The organism is Luteibacter sp. 22Crub2.1 (genome assembly GCF_900167995.1).
Lineage (GTDB): Bacteria > Pseudomonadota > Gammaproteobacteria > Xanthomonadales > Rhodanobacteraceae > Luteibacter > Luteibacter mycovicinus.
On the sequence record NZ_FUYT01000014.1, the window covers coordinates 151,591 to 166,371 of the forward strand.

Annotated in this window: 15 protein-coding genes and 4 tRNA genes; 14 read left to right on the plus strand and 5 right to left on the minus strand. The window is 66.1% G+C overall.

Translation table 11 applies throughout. The annotated features are described in order from the left end of the window. Positions 1 to 31: 31 nt before the first annotated feature. Positions 32 to 1,111, minus strand: coding sequence for a peptide chain release factor 1 (gene prfA, locus B5X73_RS15645; protein WP_079522483.1), 1,080 nt, complete (start codon positions 1,109 to 1,111; stop codon positions 32 to 34). A gap of 31 nt (positions 1,112 to 1,142) precedes the next feature. Further along, entirely contained in the window at positions 1,143 to 2,414 is a 1,272-nt protein-coding gene (hemA, locus tag B5X73_RS15650; protein WP_036115550.1) for a glutamyl-tRNA reductase, read from the minus strand. A gap of 107 nt (positions 2,415 to 2,521) precedes the next feature. On the opposite strand from hemA, the gene B5X73_RS15655 reads away from it, so the two are divergent. The 9 genes from B5X73_RS15655 (at position 2,522) to B5X73_RS15695 (ending at position 10,580) form a co-directional block, all read left to right on the plus strand. Continuing rightward, positions 2,522 to 4,258, plus strand: coding sequence for a tetratricopeptide repeat protein (locus B5X73_RS15655; RefSeq protein ID WP_079522484.1), 1,737 nt, complete (start codon positions 2,522 to 2,524; stop codon positions 4,256 to 4,258). A 55-nt stretch (positions 4,259 to 4,313) separates the two neighbouring features. Then, positions 4,314 to 4,931: a lipoprotein insertase outer membrane protein LolB gene (gene lolB, locus B5X73_RS15660; protein ID WP_079522485.1), complete on the plus strand. Its 618-nt coding sequence runs from the start codon at positions 4,314 to 4,316 to the stop codon at positions 4,929 to 4,931. Positions 4,932 to 4,974: 43 nt separating this feature from the next. Continuing rightward, on the plus strand, positions 4,975 to 6,366 hold the full coding sequence (ispE, locus tag B5X73_RS15665; RefSeq protein WP_079522486.1) for a 4-(cytidine 5'-diphospho)-2-C-methyl-D-erythritol kinase: 1,392 nt from the start codon (positions 4,975 to 4,977) through the stop codon (positions 6,364 to 6,366). Between the two features lie 66 nt (positions 6,367 to 6,432). Continuing rightward, positions 6,433 to 6,509: transfer RNA gene (locus B5X73_RS15670), tRNA-Gln, on the plus strand. A gap of 71 nt (positions 6,510 to 6,580) precedes the next feature. Beyond that, positions 6,581 to 7,519 carry a ribose-phosphate diphosphokinase gene (locus B5X73_RS15675; RefSeq protein WP_036118253.1) on the plus strand — a complete coding sequence of 313 codons (939 nt, stop codon included), beginning with the start codon at positions 6,581 to 6,583 and terminating at the stop codon, positions 7,517 to 7,519. Positions 7,520 to 7,598: 79 nt separating this feature from the next. Further along, on the plus strand, positions 7,599 to 8,240 hold the full coding sequence (locus tag B5X73_RS15680; protein ID WP_079522487.1) for a 50S ribosomal protein L25/general stress protein Ctc: 642 nt from the start codon (positions 7,599 to 7,601) through the stop codon (positions 8,238 to 8,240). A 51-nt stretch (positions 8,241 to 8,291) separates the two neighbouring features. Beyond that, positions 8,292 to 8,870: an aminoacyl-tRNA hydrolase gene (pth, locus tag B5X73_RS15685; protein ID WP_036115540.1), complete on the plus strand. Its 579-nt coding sequence runs from the start codon at positions 8,292 to 8,294 to the stop codon at positions 8,868 to 8,870. Positions 8,871 to 8,904: 34 nt separating this feature from the next. Then, a complete protein-coding gene (gene ychF, locus B5X73_RS15690; RefSeq protein WP_079522488.1) occupies positions 8,905 to 9,996 on the plus strand; it encodes a redox-regulated ATPase YchF in 1,092 nt (363 codons plus the stop codon). A 113-nt stretch (positions 9,997 to 10,109) separates the two neighbouring features. Next, positions 10,110 to 10,580 (plus strand): MarR family winged helix-turn-helix transcriptional regulator, encoded by a 471-nt coding sequence (locus B5X73_RS15695; protein ID WP_079522489.1) that lies wholly within the window; start codon positions 10,110 to 10,112, stop codon positions 10,578 to 10,580. A 6-nt stretch (positions 10,581 to 10,586) separates the two neighbouring features. On the opposite strand, the gene B5X73_RS15700 is transcribed toward B5X73_RS15695, so the two are convergent. The 3 genes from B5X73_RS15700 to B5X73_RS15710 are packed head-to-tail and all read right to left on the minus strand — an operon-like array spanning position 10,587 to position 13,280. Next, a complete protein-coding gene (locus B5X73_RS15700) occupies positions 10,587 to 10,961 on the minus strand; it encodes an STAS domain-containing protein (RefSeq protein WP_079522490.1) in 375 nt (124 codons plus the stop codon). Then, positions 10,958 to 11,383, minus strand: a complete 426-nt coding sequence (locus tag B5X73_RS15705; RefSeq protein WP_079522491.1) for an ATP-binding protein — start codon at positions 11,381 to 11,383, stop codon at positions 10,958 to 10,960. The genes B5X73_RS15700 and B5X73_RS15705 overlap by 4 nt, the downstream gene beginning before the upstream one ends. Then, on the minus strand, positions 11,364 to 13,280 hold the full coding sequence (locus B5X73_RS15710) for a SpoIIE family protein phosphatase (RefSeq protein ID WP_079522492.1): 1,917 nt from the start codon (positions 13,278 to 13,280) through the stop codon (positions 11,364 to 11,366). The genes B5X73_RS15705 and B5X73_RS15710 overlap by 20 nt, the downstream gene beginning before the upstream one ends. 102 nt (positions 13,281 to 13,382) lie before the next feature. Between B5X73_RS15710 and B5X73_RS15715 the strand changes: the two genes are divergently transcribed. The 5 genes from B5X73_RS15715 to B5X73_RS15735 form a co-directional block, all read left to right on the plus strand. Beyond that, on the plus strand, positions 13,383 to 13,868 hold the full coding sequence (locus B5X73_RS15715) for an acyl-CoA thioesterase (RefSeq protein WP_036115531.1): 486 nt from the start codon (positions 13,383 to 13,385) through the stop codon (positions 13,866 to 13,868). A gap of 169 nt (positions 13,869 to 14,037) precedes the next feature. Next, positions 14,038 to 14,123: transfer RNA gene (locus tag B5X73_RS15720), tRNA-Tyr, on the plus strand. Positions 14,124 to 14,140: 17 nt separating this feature from the next. Next, a tRNA-Gly gene (locus B5X73_RS15725) sits at positions 14,141 to 14,214 on the plus strand. Positions 14,215 to 14,240: 26 nt separating this feature from the next. Then, positions 14,241 to 14,316, plus strand: a tRNA-Thr gene (locus B5X73_RS15730). Between the two features lie 63 nt (positions 14,317 to 14,379). Beyond that, positions 14,380 to 14,781: GTP-binding protein (locus B5X73_RS15735; protein WP_139382806.1), on the plus strand; the 402-nt coding region annotated here is incomplete at its 3' end.

Genomic DNA, 14,781 nt, shown 5'->3' on the forward strand with positions numbered 1-14,781 from the left:
GGGAGGGTGACCGATTGTGGGGCAGAAAATGTCATCCCGCCGTCAGACTTTGCAACTCGTCGGCTTGCGCCTCGCGGGTCAGCGTGTCGACCAGCTCGTCCATATCGCCCTGCAGTACCTCGGTGAGCCGGTACAGCGTGAGGTTGATGCGGTGATCGGTGATCCGTCCCTGCGGGAAGTTATAGGTGCGGATGCGCTGGCTGCGATCGCCCGAGCCGACCTGCAGGCGGCGGGATTCGGCCTGCGCGGCACTCTGCTTGCTCCGCTCCGCGTCCAGAAGGCGGGCCTTGAGCAGGCTCATCGCCCGGGCGCGGTTCTTGTGCTGGCTGCGCTCGTCCTGGCATTCGACCACCGTCCCCGTCGGCAGATGGGTGATGCGGATGGCCGAGTCCGTCTTGTTCACATGCTGGCCACCGGCACCGGAGGCCCGGAAGGTGTCGACCTTGAGGTCGCCGTCGCGGATTTCGATCTCGTCGATATCGTCCTGCTCGGGCAGGATCGCCACGGTCGCCGCCGAGGTGTGGATACGGCCCTGCGACTCGGTTTCGGGCACACGCTGCACGCGGTGGGTACCCGATTCGAACTTCAGCTTCGAGTAGGCGCCGCGGCCCTCGATGCGGGCGACGATCTCCTTGTAACCGCCATGCTCCCCGTCGTTCGCGTTGAGGATCTCGACGTGCCAGCGCTGTCGCTCCGCATACCGGGCGTACATGCGGAAAAGGTCACCGGCGAAGATGGCCGCCTCGTCGCCACCGGTGCCGGCGCGTACTTCGAGAAAGAGGTTGCCCTCGTCACGCGGGTCCTTCGGCAGCAGGAGGATCTGCAGCTCGCCATCCAGCTCGGTCAGGCGGCCCTCGATCCGCTCGATATCGTCCGCGGCCATGTCGCGCATCTCGGGATCGTCGAGCATGGCGCGGGTCTCGGCCAGCTCGCGCTGGGCCTCGTCGTGCTCCCGCAGGGACAGGGCGACAGGCTCGAGCTGGGCGTATTCCCTTGAAAGATCGCGAAAGCGCTGGTTGTCGGCGAGGGCGTCCGGCTGCGCGAGCAGGCGGCCGACTTCCTCGTGACGTTCGGCGAGGGCTTCGAGTTTGCGGCGGATCGAGGGAGTCATCAAAGGCACGACAGAGGGCTATAGCCCGACATCATGCGGAAACGTCGTCGTCCGGGTCCAGTCCATACAGCCGGCCGGCGGCGTGAAGCAGGTCCAGATCGCCTGAAAGGGCGGCATCGCGCAGGCGTGCGCTGGGTGCGTGCAGCAGCTTGTTGGTCAGGGTATTGGCCAGGAACGCGAGGGCTTCTTCCGCGGGACGTCCTCTGGCCAGCATGGCCTGCGCCTTGGCCAGCACTTCGTCGCGCTGCGTCTCGGCCGCGAGGCGCATGTCCACGGCAGGGTTGCGCAGGGTGAGTGCGCGGCGCCAGGACATGTAGCGTTCGACCTGGAGGTCGATGATGGCGTCGGCTTCGCGGGCCGCCATTTCGCGGGACCGGCGGTTCTCGTCGATAACCTGTTTCAGGTCGTCGATGCCGTAGAGGTACACGTCGTCGAGCTGCGCCACCTCCGCCTCGATATCGCGTGGCACGGCGATATCGACCATGAACATCGGACGGCGGCGGCGGGCGGCGATGGCATCGGTAACCATTGCCTTCGTCACCACCGGCAGCCGCGAGGCCGTCGAGGTGATCACGATGTCGGCCTCGGCGAGGTGGCGGGGCAGGTCGGCCAGGGAGATGGCATAGCCGCTGTAGCGGCTGGCGAGTTCCTGGGCGTTCTCGAGGGTGCGGTTGGCCACGATCAGCCGGCGCACCTTCTTGTCGGTCAGATGGCGCGCCGCCAGTTCGATCGTCTCGCCCGCGCCGATCAGCAGGACGCAGGCCTGACGCAGATCCGTGAAGACCTGTTCGGCCAGGCGCACCGCCGTGTAGGCGACCGAGACCGTGTGTGCACCGATACGGGTGTCCGTCCGGACCCGCTTGGCCACTGCGAAGGTGTGCTGGAGCAGGCGTTCCATCGGGGCGCGCAGCGACTGGGCCGTGCGCGCATGCTGGTAGGCGTCCTTGACCTGGCCGAGGATCTGCGGCTCGCCCAGCACCATGGAGTCGAGTCCGGTCGCCACCCGGAACATGTGGCGCACCGCGTCGTGTTCGTCATGGCGGTAGAGGAACTCGTCCAGCCGTTGCGGGGTCAGACGATGCTGTCGGGACAGCCACTGGCCGGGCACGCCCTCGAAACCCTCGGTCACGCTGCAATACAGCTCGGTGCGGTTGCAGGTGGAGAGGATCATCGCCTCTTCGACGCCGGGTTGCCGGACAAGCTCATCGAGCGCCTCCGGCGTCGCCGTGGCGTCGAATGCCACCTGCTCGCGCAGGCTGACCGGCGCGGTGAGGTGATTGAGCCCGAGGGCGATGAGTGGCATGACGGGCTGGAGTCGGCTTCGGTGGCGTCGGCTAAGCTAAGGGCGCATTGTGCGCTCACAAGGGCCGGGCTTATTGCATCGGCTATCGGACGAAATCGGAGAGTAGTGTGCTGAGCGGTCGGTCCAAGTTCAAGCGAGTGCGTCAATATGTGGTCGTCGGTGCCCTCGCGGCCCTGTCCGGTTGCGCCACGGCGCCGCGGACCGCGCCCCAGGCCGTACGCACGGGCGTCCAGCCCCTCGACCGGCTTCAGGTGGCGATTCTGCCCCCCGAACGCGACCTTCAGGCACAACTGATGGCGGGCGACTTCGCCCTTGCCGCCAACGATCTCAAGGCGGCGTCGGACGCTTACGGTCGCGCGGCCCAGCTGGGCGACGACCCCCGTGTGGCCGCCCGGGCGACCGAACTGGCCCTGGCCGTGCATGACCAGGACGCCGCCGCGAAAGCGCTGGATCGCTGGGCCAGGCTCGGCGCGAAGCCGCTCGAGCTTGCCGAATCCCGCGCGCGGATGGCTCTGGATCGCGGCGATACCGCCGAGGCGCAGCGCCAGATGGAGATCATGGTCGGCACCGGCGACCCCGATGCCTGGCGTGAATTCGGCCGCACCCTGGTCACCGCCCGGGACGCCGCCCAGGCCGGGCAGCTGCTCGAGCGCATCGCCACGCCGCAGCGGCTTCCCAACGATTCCGCCGCCTGGCTGGCCATGGCCGAACTGGGCGAGAGCCTGGGTCGGCATGACTACGCGAAAACGATCGGAGAGGGCGCGCAGGCCCGTTTCCACGACGCCACCACCTACGGCTGGGCGGCGCAGCAGAAATTCCGCGCGGGCGACAAGGAAGGCGCGAAGCGGCTGTTCGCCAAGGCGGTCGCCAGGGATCCGAAAAACACGCATCTCCGCCTCGCGTATGCCACGTTGCTGGCGCAGGGCGATGACGAGAAGGCGGCCGCCCGCGTGCTGGCCACCGGAAGCCAGGACGTCGACACTTACCTTATGCGGATGACCCTCGCCGCGCGTGCCAGCGACAAGGCGGCCGAGGGCAAGCTGTATGAGGAGATCCGCCGGCAACCGGATGACGTTCAGGCCGATAACGCCTTCACCCTCGGACAGCTCGCCGAGCTGCTGGGCAAGCAGGAAGACGCCCTCGACTGGTACGCCGCGGTCGGCGACGACGATCCGCGGATCTTCGATGCGTCCGTGCGCAGCGCCGTGATCCTGCATCTGCAGGGCAAGGACGACGACGCGCACGAGATCGTGGCGGAGCTGCAGACCCAGTACGCCGACCGTCCCGATCAGCTGCGCAAGGCGTTCGCCCTCGACGGTGAGCTCTACATGGATGCGCGTCGGTTCGACGCGGCGGTCAATGCCTATGACAAGGCTCTGCAGGTCAAGGCCGACGACACCGACATGCTGTATTCGCGCGGGCTCGCCAACGCCGAGGCCGGCAAGATCGATCAGGCCGTGGCCGACTTTCGCAAGGTCCTCGAGCTGAAGCCCGGCGACATCGAGGCGAGCAATGCGCTGGGTTACACCCTCGCCGACAACGACCGCGACCTGCCGGAAGCCCAGAACCTGATCCAGGTGGCCCGTACCGCGCGACCGGACGATCCGTCCGTGGCCGACTCGTGGGGCTGGCTGAAATACCGGCAAGGGCAGCTGGACCAGGCCGAGACCACCCTGCGTGGCGCCTGGACACAGCACAAGGACGGCGACATCGGCGTGCACCTCGCCGAAGTCCTGTGGACACGGGGCGAGCACGATGAGGCACGTAAGGTGCTCAACGAAGTGCGCCGCCTCGACCCGAAAAACGCGGCGCTGCGGAAGACCGAACAAAAGCTGCGTCCCTAGGCCGCGTCCGCCCCGATCGCGCGCATGGCGCGCTCCTGCAGAAGATCCCGTATTCATGCGCCAGACCGCCAGAACGCTCCTTGCCGCACTGCCCCTGTTGCTCCTTACCGCCTGCGCGACCACTCGCGCTCCCGTGCGCAACGTGGGCGACGCCGCCACGCTGGGCATGCAGGAGCAGCGCGAACGCAGCCTCGCCGATACCGACCACTGGACGCTCCAGGGTAAGTTGTCGGTTTCCGACGGTAAGGACAGCAACTCCGGCAGCCTCACATGGCGGCAGGACGGTGAGCGCTACGAGTTCACGGTGCGTGGGCCGATCACCGGCCGTACGTTCCGCCTGACCGGTGGCCCCGACGGTGCCGATCTCGAAGGCCTCGACGGCGGTACCCGCCATGGCGCCGACGCCGAGTCGCTCATGGCGAGCACGGTGGGCTGGCAGATCCCTCTGGGCGAACTGAAGCGCTGGGCCCTGGGGCTGCGCGCCGATACGGGGCCAGCCGAGATCACGTTTGGCGCCGACCGCTTGCCCTCACGTCTCATCCAGGACGGCTGGACCGTCGACTACAAGACGTGGGATGCCACGCGCCAGCCGGCCATGCCCGCCCGCGTCTTCGCCGAGAAGGCACCGTACAAGGTGCGCCTGGCGATCGAGGACTGGTCCTTCGCGAAATAGGTGGCCGCTATACTCGGCGCCCCGTGCACATCCGGCTCCCGCGATGAACTTTGAGATCACCCGCGCCGTCGCGGATCACGCCGAGCGGCTGTGCGACATCGAGCGTGCCGCCGTGGCGTTGTTCCGTGGACATCCGGCGTGGCCGTCGTATTCGTCCATGGCCTTGCCGCGCGAGATCGTCCACGAACTGATCTCCCGGGGGCGTGTCTGGGTCGCCACGGTGGATGACGAGGTCGTCGGTTTCGTCTGCCTCGAGACCGATGGGCGCCCGGATGCGATCGGCATCGCTGAAATCGACGTGCTTCCCGCTTTCGGTGGCCAGGGCATCGGTGCGGCGCTGCTGGAGCGTGCCTGTCAGTGGGCGCGCGAGGCCGGCTTCCGTCGCGTCGACCTGGGCACGCTGGCCGACGTGCCGTGGAATGCGCCTTTCTACGCGAAGCATGGCTTCGTGGTGGTCGACAAGCACGCGCCCGGCTTCGCCCGGGCACTGGAACGCGACCGCGAAAACGGTTTCCCCGACCACCTGCGCGTGTTCATGAGTCGCGACCTGGCCCCGCTGGCGCCGGGCGACTGGACCGTCTGGCCGGCCCCGGCCAAGCTCAATCTTTTTCTGCGGATCGTCGGCCGTCTCGACAACGGTTACCACGCCTTGCAGACGGTTTTCCGCCTGCTGGACTGGGGCGACGAGGTTCGCCTGCGCGTGCGCCACGATGGAAGGATCGCGCGTCCGACCCCGGTGGCGGGTGTCCCGGAGGATGCCGATCTGACGGTTCGCGCGGCGCGCCTCCTGGCCGCCGAGACCGGCACCGCCCTGGGCGCCGACATCGAGGTGTTCAAGCGGATACCCATGGGCGGCGGTCTCGGCGGGGGCAGCTCCGATGCCGCCACCGTCCTGGTGGGCCTGAACGCCTTGTGGAAAACGGGCCTGGATGAAGATGCCCTGGCGGCCCTGGCGGTCCGCCTCGGTGCCGACGTGCCGGTCTTCGTCAGGGGCCGCTCCGCCTGGGCCGAGGGCGTGGGCGAGCAGCTGACGCCGATCCGTCTGCCCCGCCGCTGGTACGTCGTCGTCGATCCCCGCGAGCACGTGCCCACCGCGGCACTTTTTGCCGCGCCCGAATTGACACGTCATGCCCCTCAGGCGACAATTTCGGCCTTTGTTTCCGGGGATTCCGCGGAGAACGCCTTCGAGCCTGTGGTTCGCGCGCGTCACCCGCGGGTGGCGGCGGCACTGGACTGGCTGGGCGGCTTCGGTCGCGCGCGGCTTTCCGGCAGCGGCGGTTGCATTTTTCTCGAAACAAGAACCCACGAGGCGGCGCTCGGCATCGCCTCACGCTGTCCCGCGGGCTTCGTCGCCCACGTGGCGGTGGGCATCGATCCTTCCCCGCTGCTGGTGACGCGGGACCGGATCGACGCTGCTCAAGGACACATGTCGTAAGGACGGGAAGGGCCGCGGGCTGCGGCAAAGCCAAGGTGGGCCGGATGGCTCGCCGGAACGAATTGTTGGGGCGTCGCCAAGCTGGTTAAGGCACGGGATTTTGATTCCCGCATGCGCAGGTTCGAATCCTGCCGCCCCAGCCACCTCACGGTGGCACATAGCCGATACCCACCCATCTCACGCCAGGAGTTCCTCCGTGGACACGTCCACCCCGATGTTGTTTACCGGCAATGCGCACCGTGCGCTCGCCGACGATGTCGCCGCGCGGCTCGGCATCCCGCTCGGCAAGGCCCTCATCGGCCGGTTCAGCGATGGCGAAGCGCAGATCGAGATCGAAGAAAACGTCCGTAAGCAGGAGGTCTTCGTCATTCAGCCGACGGGTGCCCCCAGTGCGGAGAATCTGTTCGACCTGCTGGTCATGATCGACGCGCTCAAGCGCGCATCGGCCGGCAGCGTCACCGCGGTCATGCCGTATTTCGGCTATGCCCGCCAGGATCGTCGCCCGCGCTCGTCGCGCGTGCCGATCACGGCCAAGCTGGCCGCCAAGATGATCGCGACCGCCGGCGCCGACCGCGTGCTGACGATCGACCTGCATGCCGACCAGATCCAGGGCTTCTTCGATATTCCGGTCGACAACGTGTACGCCTCGCCGGTACTGCTGGCGGACATCTGGCGTCATCACAGCATGGACGACCTGATCGTGGTCAGCCCCGACGTCGGTGGCGTGGTGCGCGCTCGCGCGCTCGCCAAGCGCCTGGACGACGCCGATCTCGCGATCATCGACAAGCGCCGGCCCAAGGCGAACGTGGCCACGGTCATGAACATCATCGGCGACGTCGAAGGCAAGACCTGCATTCTGGTCGACGACATCGTCGATACCGCCGGCACCCTGTGCGCCGCCGCGGCCGCGCTGAAGGAAAAGGGCGCCCGCAAGGTCGTCGCCTACTGCGTCCATCCGGTGCTGTCGGGCGCCGCGATCACCAACATCGAAGGCTCCTCGCTCGACCAGCTGGTGGTCACCAATACGCTGCCGTTGCGCGACAACGCCCGTAACTGTGCGAAAATCCGTCAGTTGTCGGTCGCGGAACTGCTCGCGGAGACCATCCGCCGGATCGCCTTCGGTGAATCGGTCAGTTCGCTATATATCGACTAAGTATCTGATTTTTCGGGCTTCCCTGGTCGCGGGGAAGCCCTTTACCACCGCCGTGAGGCGGTTTACTTGAGGCAACACCATGGCTACCAATCATCAGCTCACCGCCACGAGCCGCAAGATCGAAGGGAAGGGTGCGAGCCGCCGCCTTCGTACCGCGGGTTACGTGCCGGCTATCGTCTACGGCGCCAACGAGGCTCCGCAGGCTATCCAGGTTCTCCACAACGACGTGCTGCTCGGCTCGCGCTTCGAGTCGTTCTACTCCTCGGTCATCGACCTCACGGTCGACGGCAAGAAGCAGAAGGTTCTGATCAAGGACTGGCAGAAGCACCCGTTCCGTCAGCTCATGCTGCACATGGACTTCCTGCGCGTTAACGAGAACGAGGCCGTCAAGGTCGCCGTGCCCATCCACTTCCTCAACCAGGAAAAGTCGCCGGCTGGCAAGACCTCGGGTCTGGTCATCTCGCACAACCTGACGGAAGTCGTGGTTTCGTGCCTGCCGAAGCACCTGCCGGAGTTCATCGAACTCGACCTGGCCACGCTCGACGCCGGCTCGATCGTCCACCTGTCCGACCTCAAGCTGCCGGCCAACGTGGAAATCCCGGAACTGGCCCTGGGCAAGGAACACGACGTCGCCGTCGTGACCGTCGCCTCGATCCAGGAAGAAGTCGATCCGGAAGCGCCGGCCGCTGAAGGCGACGCTTCGACCGAAGACAAGAAGTAATCGGCGGCGGTCCGCGCGCTCCGGCGCCGCGGGCCGCACCCGCTTCGGTCTATGGCGACACTTCGTCTTATCGTCGGCCTCGGTAACCCCGGGGCCGAATACGTCAGGACCCGGCACAATGCCGGGTTCTGGTGTGTCGACGCCCTGGCCATGGACCAGGGGGAGCGTTGGACCTTCGACGGCAAGCTGCATGGCGAGACCTGCAAGCTGCGTATCGGTGGCGAGACCGTCTGGCTGCTCAAGCCCGCGACATTCATGAACAAGAGTGGCATCGCCGTCGCGTCAGCGCTGCGCTACTACAAGATCGCGCCGGAAGAGTGCCTCGTCGCCCACGACGAACTGGACCTCCCGCCCGGCACCGTCCGCATGAAGTTCGATGGTGGCCACGGCGGCCAGAACGGCTTGCGTGACATCGTGGCCCATCTCGGGCACGGCAAGTTTCACCGTCTGCGGGTCGGCATCGGCCACCCGGGGCACAAGGACAAGGTCACCCCGTGGGTGCTCGGTCGCCCCAACGCGGCCGACGAGGACGCCATCATGCACGGCATCGGGCGCGCGTTCGACGTGCTGCCGCTGGCGCTGGATGGCAAGTTCGAAGAGGCGATGAAGCGCCTGCACACGGTCGCCTGACCGCACCAATCACCTTTACCGGACCAAGATCGCCATGGGCATCAAATGCGGCATCGTCGGCCTGCCTAACGTCGGCAAGTCCACCCTTTTCAATGCGCTGACCAAGGCGGGCATCGCCGCCGCCAACTTCCCGTTCTGCACGATCGAGCCGAACACCGGCATCGTCCCCGTGCCCGACCTGCGCCTGACCGCGCTGGCCGGCATCGTGAAGCCGCAGCGCGTCATTCCCACCACCATGGAATTCGTCGACATCGCCGGTCTCGTGGCGGGCGCGTCGAAGGGCGAGGGTCTGGGCAACAAGTTCCTCGCGCACATCCGCGAGACCGACGCCATCGCGCACGTCGTACGCTGCTTTGAAGACGGCAACGTCATTCATGTGGCGAACAAGGTGGACCCGATCGCCGATATCGAGACCATCGATACCGAGCTGGCGCTGGCCGATCTCGAGGCCGTGCTGAAGGCGCTCGACCGCGCCACCCGTTCGGCCAAGGCCAACGACAAGGACGCGATCGCGAAGAAACCGGTGCTGGAGAAGCTCCGCGTCGCGCTCGATCAGGGCAAGTCGGCCCGTGCGGCTGGTCTCGATGCCGAGGAAAAAGCCCTTGTCCGCGACATGTTCCTGATCACGATGAAGCCGCTGATGTACATCGCCAACGTGGCGGAAGACGGCTTCGAGAACAATCCGCACCTCGACGCCGTGCGTGCGCGTGCCGTGGAAGAAGGTGCCGAGGTCGTGCCCATCTGCGCCGCCATCGAAGAAGAGCTCTCCCAGCTTGACGACGCCGATCGCGACGAGTTCCTGAAGGACCTCGGCCTCGAAGAGCCGGGCCTCAACCGCGTCATCCGCGCAGGTTACACGCTGCTCGGCCTGCAGACGTATTTCACCGCCGGCGAGAAGGAAGTCCGTGCCTGGCAGGTCCGCGCCGGGTCCACCGCGCCGCAGGCTGCCGGTGTCATCCATACCGACTTCGAGCGCGGTTTCATCCGTGCCGAGACGGTGGGCTATGACGACTTCATCAAGTTCAACGGCGAGCAGGGCGCGAAGGAAGCAGGGCGTCTCCGTCTCGAGGGTAAGGAGTACCTGGTGAAGGAAGGCGACATTCTGCACTTCCGCTTCAACGTCTGATACCGGTGGGCCATCGGTAAAGAACGAATGGCCTCGCTCACGCGAGGCCTTTTTTTTGCGCCGCGCAATTCAATCGCTTGCAATTCAATATCCACGACCCTACATTCCGAGGCATGAGCAAGAAATCGCTGCCTGAAGGCGTAGAAGCCCCGCGCACCCTTGACGGGCAGCTGTGCTTTTCGCTGTATTCCGCGAACCTCGCGATGGGGAAGCTCTACCGCCAGCTACTGGCAAAGCTGGACCTTACCTACCCGCAATACCTCGTCATGCTCGTGCTGTGGGAGCGCGACGGCATTACCGTGTCGGAACTGGGCGACCGGCTGTTTCTCGACTCGGCCACGCTCACCCCGCTGCTGAAGCGATTGCAGGCAGCGGGCCACGTGGTGCGTACGCGCGGTACGCGCGATGAGCGGCAGGTCCTCGTCACGCTCACCGACGAAGGCAGGGCGTTGCGCGAGAAAACCGGGCATGTTCCCGTCGACGTGTTCTGCGCGACCGGTTGCGAGATCGATGAGCTCGTCGGTCTGAAGGCGCAGCTGGAAACGCTGCGCGCGAGCCTGATCGATACCGCGAAGAGCGGCTAACGGACCTCAGCCCGTGATCTGCCGCTGCATGTGATCCAGATACTGATCCAGCTCGGCCACGCTGGCGAATACTTCCGCGACCGGCACCGCTTTCACGATCTCGAAAACCTTCTTCACCTGCGGTTGCGGGTTTAGCAGCAGCGTGCGGCCGGCACGATCCTGCATCTGTCTGCGTAGCTGCGCGAGGCTGCGCAGGCCGGCGCTGCTGATGTAATCGAGGGCGGACAGATCGATGATGAGCGTGCCCCCGTTGTCCACGAGCGGGGTGATATCGCGCAGTGCGTCGTCGAATTCGCCGAAGGTCGCCGCATCGAGGCGGCCTTCCACCCACACGGTGCTGCGATCGGTGGTCGGGGATTCGCTGCGAACGATCAGGGTCATGGGGCAGGCTCGTCGGGCAGGGATGGATCGAAGCGGATCACGACACGGTTGCCGTGTTCGTCGCGTGCATAGTGGAAATCGCTGGCGATGCTGCGTGCAAGATGCAAGCCGAGTCCGCCGATGTCGCGCAGGGCGATATCGCCAGGAAGTTCCGGCGGTTCCGGTTCCAGCGGGTCGAAGGGCATGGCATCGTCGCGCAGCTCGAGCCGGACCATGTCGCTGCCGATGTCCAGCTGAATCTCGATGCAGCCGTCGCGCCCGTCGGGATAGCCATGACGGACGGTGTTCACCAGCAGCTCTTCGAGCACGAGGCGGACGTCCGTGCGACAGGCGGGGTCGACGTCGCCACGTTCGAGCGCGCTCCCCGCACGATCGAGGGCGAGAAACACGTCCTCGAGGCGATTAGGAATGCGCAACCGCATCGAGGCGGACTCCTTCCGCCCCGGCGTCGTGCCAGGTCAGCGCGAGCAGGGCGATGTCGTCGTAAGCGGGGGCGCCCTCGACATAGGCGTCGACGTCGTTCAGAACGCCGGTGACGAGCGCCTCCGGTGTCGCGCCTTCGCCGATGCGCGAGACGCTGTCGAGCAAGGCATCCGCGCCATAAAGGCGCTGATTGCCTGCGTGCGCCTCGCTGACGCCATCGGTGTACATGATCACGGTGTCGCCCCCGAGCAGTGTCATCACGCGCACAGGGTAGCGCGCTTCGCGATCGAGGCCGAGGGCGGGGCCGGTTTCGACGTCGACGAGGATGGCGCTTCCGCCGGCGTGCAGTACGGGCTGTTCGTGCCCGGCGCTGGCCATGCTGAGCATCCCGGTTTCGGTCTCCACGACACCGCAGAGCAGGGTGACGAACATGCAGGTGTCGTTACCCTTGCATAGCTCACGGTTGAGCGCGGCGAGGATGTCGCTCGGCGACCGTGCGTGCGTGGCGATGGTGCGTGCGAGAGTGATCGTCCGCGCCATGAACAGGGCGGCCGGTACACCCTTGTCGGAGACGTCGCCGACCATGACGCAGACGTGCTTCGCGCCGAGCGCGAAATACGTGTACAGATCGCCGCCCACGGCGCTGGCCGGGCGTAGCGCGGCGAACAGCTCGATACGACCGTCAGCGGCGAGCCAGCGCGGTTCCGGGATGAGGGCGAGCTGGATCTGGCGGGCGATCTCTAGCTCGCTGGCGATACGCTCCTGCTCACGGGCGGTGCGCTTCGCGGTATCGATATGGCCCGCGAGCTGATGCCGCATATGGTCGAAGGCCCGGGTGAGGCGACCTACCTCGTCGTTCCGCCGGACGTCGGGCAGGGCGAAATCCAGGTCGCCTCGTGCCACGTTCTCCGCGCGCTCGGCGAGGACGCCCAGTGGAGCCATCAGGCGGCGTGTGACGATGAGTGCGATGAGAGAGACGCCGGCGAGCGCCAGCAATCCCAGCAGGATGTCCACCATGTAGGTGCGCCGGAGGTCGGCCAGCACGGCGCGCTCAGGCATGCTCAGTCCGAAGATCCAGCCGGTCCCGCGAATCGGTACGTAGTAGACCCAGACGGGCTCGCTCACGCGCGCGCCCATCTCGGGCGTCAGGCGTACCGGGTTCTTTCCCGTCGCCATGGCCTCCCTCAGAGGGCGGCTGGCCCGGCTGCCGATGTACGACGTCCAGTCATGCGCGAGGAAGATGCCGTCGCTGTCGGCCACGAACGCGGAAGCGTGTTCAGGCTTGCCAAGCTGGCTGAGGAGTCGCTGGAGCCAGTCGAGGCTGATGGTCGCGTCGGCGACGCCGATGACCGGGATGCGGCTCGTGCCCGGTATCGCGACCGAATAGCCCACGAGGGTCTCGGGCCGACCGGCCGCCTGGAACGGCGCTTGCCAGCACCCGCTGTCGCAGTTCAGGCCTTTCACGAACCAGTCGGATGTCCAGTAGGGCTCCGCGTCCGTCCTCCGGCTGCCGGCGGTCAGCTTGCCGTCGGGATCGCGACGTACCACCGGGGCGTCCTGATCGCGTACCGCCGCGCTGTCCCGCGGCACGAAGGCGGCGCTGATGTCGACGATTTCCGGATTGGCGGCGAGCGCGTCGCGAATGAGCGAGGGTGCCTGGTCGCGACGATCGTGGAGCAGGGCGGCGACGGTGCGCCCGATCGTGGCGACGCCATCGATGCGCCCCTGGATGCGGACGGCGGCGGACTGGACGACGGCGGCCGCTTCGCGCTGGGTCTGGGCAAGCGTCTGCTCGCGGGTGTGGGATAGCAGCAGGCCGCCCGTCACGACCATGATGATCGCCGACCCCAAAAGCATTGCCAGGGCGAGTCGCGAGGCGACGCTGCGAAGGACCATGGGGCGCTCCCGGGGACGATGGCTTCGAATCTATGCCGCGCGGGGCGGTCCGACAAGCCGCCCAGCGGCCATAATGTGACTTTTCCCCAGCAAGGTAGCGGCATGTCCGGCACCCAGCGAGAAGTCGAATTCCGTTTCCTGGCCCAACCGACCGATGTGAACTTCGGCGGCAAAGTCCACGGCGGCATGGTCATGAAGTGGCTCGATCAGGCAGGGTACGCCTGTGCGGTGGGCTGGAGTGGCGCCTATTGCGTGACCGTCTCGGTCAGTGGCATCCAGTTCCTTGCACCGATTCTCATCGGCGACCTCGTGACCGTCCGCGCCCGTCTGATCCATACCGGCACGTCGAGCATGCACCTCGCGGTGGACGTTCTCGCACGGGACCTCCGTAGCGGCGAACAGCGTCTGGCCACCAGTTGTGTGATGGTCTTCGTGGCCATGGACAAGGCGGACGGCGGCAAGCCGACCCCGGTTCCGCCCTGGAAGCCGGTGGAAGAGAGGGATCTGCGCCTGCAGGAGTACGCCCTCAAGCTGATGGAAATGTCGCGTGCGATGGAGCCACTGGTGCTCGCCACGCGCGAGGCCTGACAAAACGCTTCCCAAGGGCGATCCGCCTCGTTACACTGCGCGGCTCGCTCACCGACAACCCGTATCGGTGGGCTGTCCGGGCGTCGGCAAACGGTCAAGGCATGTGTATTTTACGTGCGGAAGTTATTGACAGTTTCCGGGGCGCTCGCGACAATAGGCGTTCTATGTTGGAGGAATACCCAAGCGGCCAACGGGGGCAGACTGTAAATCTGCTGGCTTACGCCTTCGGTGGTTCGAATCCACCTTCCTCCACCAAACGAGTTCCGCGCAGTGCGGGAGTAGTTCAATGGTAGAACTTCAGCCTTCCAAGCTGATTGTGCGGGTTCGATTCCCGTCTCCCGCTCCATTGATCTTACGCGCGCTGCGTTTCGTGCTCATGTAGCTCAGTCGGTAGAGCACTTCCTTGGTAAGGAAGAGGTCGCTGGTTCGATTCCAGTCATGAGCACCATCTTCGTCGCCCGCGGCGGTTCCTTTTTTACTATCTCATTGGCTCCAGCGGAGTTTAGCGCTCATGGCAAAGGGTAAGTTCGAACGTAAGAAGCCGCACGTCAACGTCGGCACCATCGGTCACGTCGATCACGGCAAGACCACGCTCACGGCTGCCCTGACCAAGATCGGCGCCGAGCGTTTCGGTGGCGAGTTCAAGGACTACGGTTCGATCGATGCGGCGCCGGAAGAGAAGGCACGCGGCATCACGATCTCGACCGCGCACGTGGAATACGAGTCGCCGAACCGTCACTACGGTCACGTCGACTGCCCGGGCCACGCTGACTATGTGAAGAACATGATCACGGGTGCGGCGCAGATGGACGGCGCGATCCTGGTGTGCTCGGCCGCTGACGGCCCGATGCCGCAGACCCGCGAGCACATCCTGCTCTCGCGTCAGGTCGGCGTGCCGTACATCGTCGTGTTC

Bases quoted from the DNA above. Each gene is read 5' to 3' on its own strand.
- ychF (WP_079522488.1), top strand. From the start codon at position 8,905: ATGGGCATCAAATGCGGCATCGTCGGCCTGCCTAACGTCGGCAAGTCC.
- B5X73_RS15705 (WP_079522491.1), bottom strand. From the start codon at position 11,383: ATGCGGTTGCGCATTCCTAATCGCCTCGAGGACGTGTTTCTCGCCCTC.
- hemA (WP_036115550.1), bottom strand. From the start codon at position 2,414: ATGCCACTCATCGCCCTCGGGCTCAATCACCTCACCGCGCCGGTCAGC.
- B5X73_RS15710 (WP_079522492.1), bottom strand. From the start codon at position 13,280: ATGGTCCTTCGCAGCGTCGCCTCGCGACTCGCCCTGGCAATGCTTTTG.
- B5X73_RS15715 (WP_036115531.1), top strand. From the start codon at position 13,383: ATGTCCGGCACCCAGCGAGAAGTCGAATTCCGTTTCCTGGCCCAACCG.
- prfA (WP_079522483.1), bottom strand. From the start codon at position 1,111: ATGACTCCCTCGATCCGCCGCAAACTCGAAGCCCTCGCCGAACGTCAC.
- B5X73_RS15675 (WP_036118253.1), top strand. From the start codon at position 6,581: ATGTTGTTTACCGGCAATGCGCACCGTGCGCTCGCCGACGATGTCGCC.
- B5X73_RS15700 (WP_079522490.1), bottom strand. From the start codon at position 10,961: ATGACCCTGATCGTTCGCAGCGAATCCCCGACCACCGATCGCAGCACC.
- pth (WP_036115540.1), top strand. From the start codon at position 8,292: ATGGCGACACTTCGTCTTATCGTCGGCCTCGGTAACCCCGGGGCCGAA.
- lolB (WP_079522485.1), top strand. From the start codon at position 4,314: ATGCGCCAGACCGCCAGAACGCTCCTTGCCGCACTGCCCCTGTTGCTC.
- B5X73_RS15680 (WP_079522487.1), top strand. From the start codon at position 7,599: ATGGCTACCAATCATCAGCTCACCGCCACGAGCCGCAAGATCGAAGGG.
- ispE (WP_079522486.1), top strand. From the start codon at position 4,975: ATGAACTTTGAGATCACCCGCGCCGTCGCGGATCACGCCGAGCGGCTG.
- B5X73_RS15695 (WP_079522489.1), top strand. From the start codon at position 10,110: ATGAGCAAGAAATCGCTGCCTGAAGGCGTAGAAGCCCCGCGCACCCTT.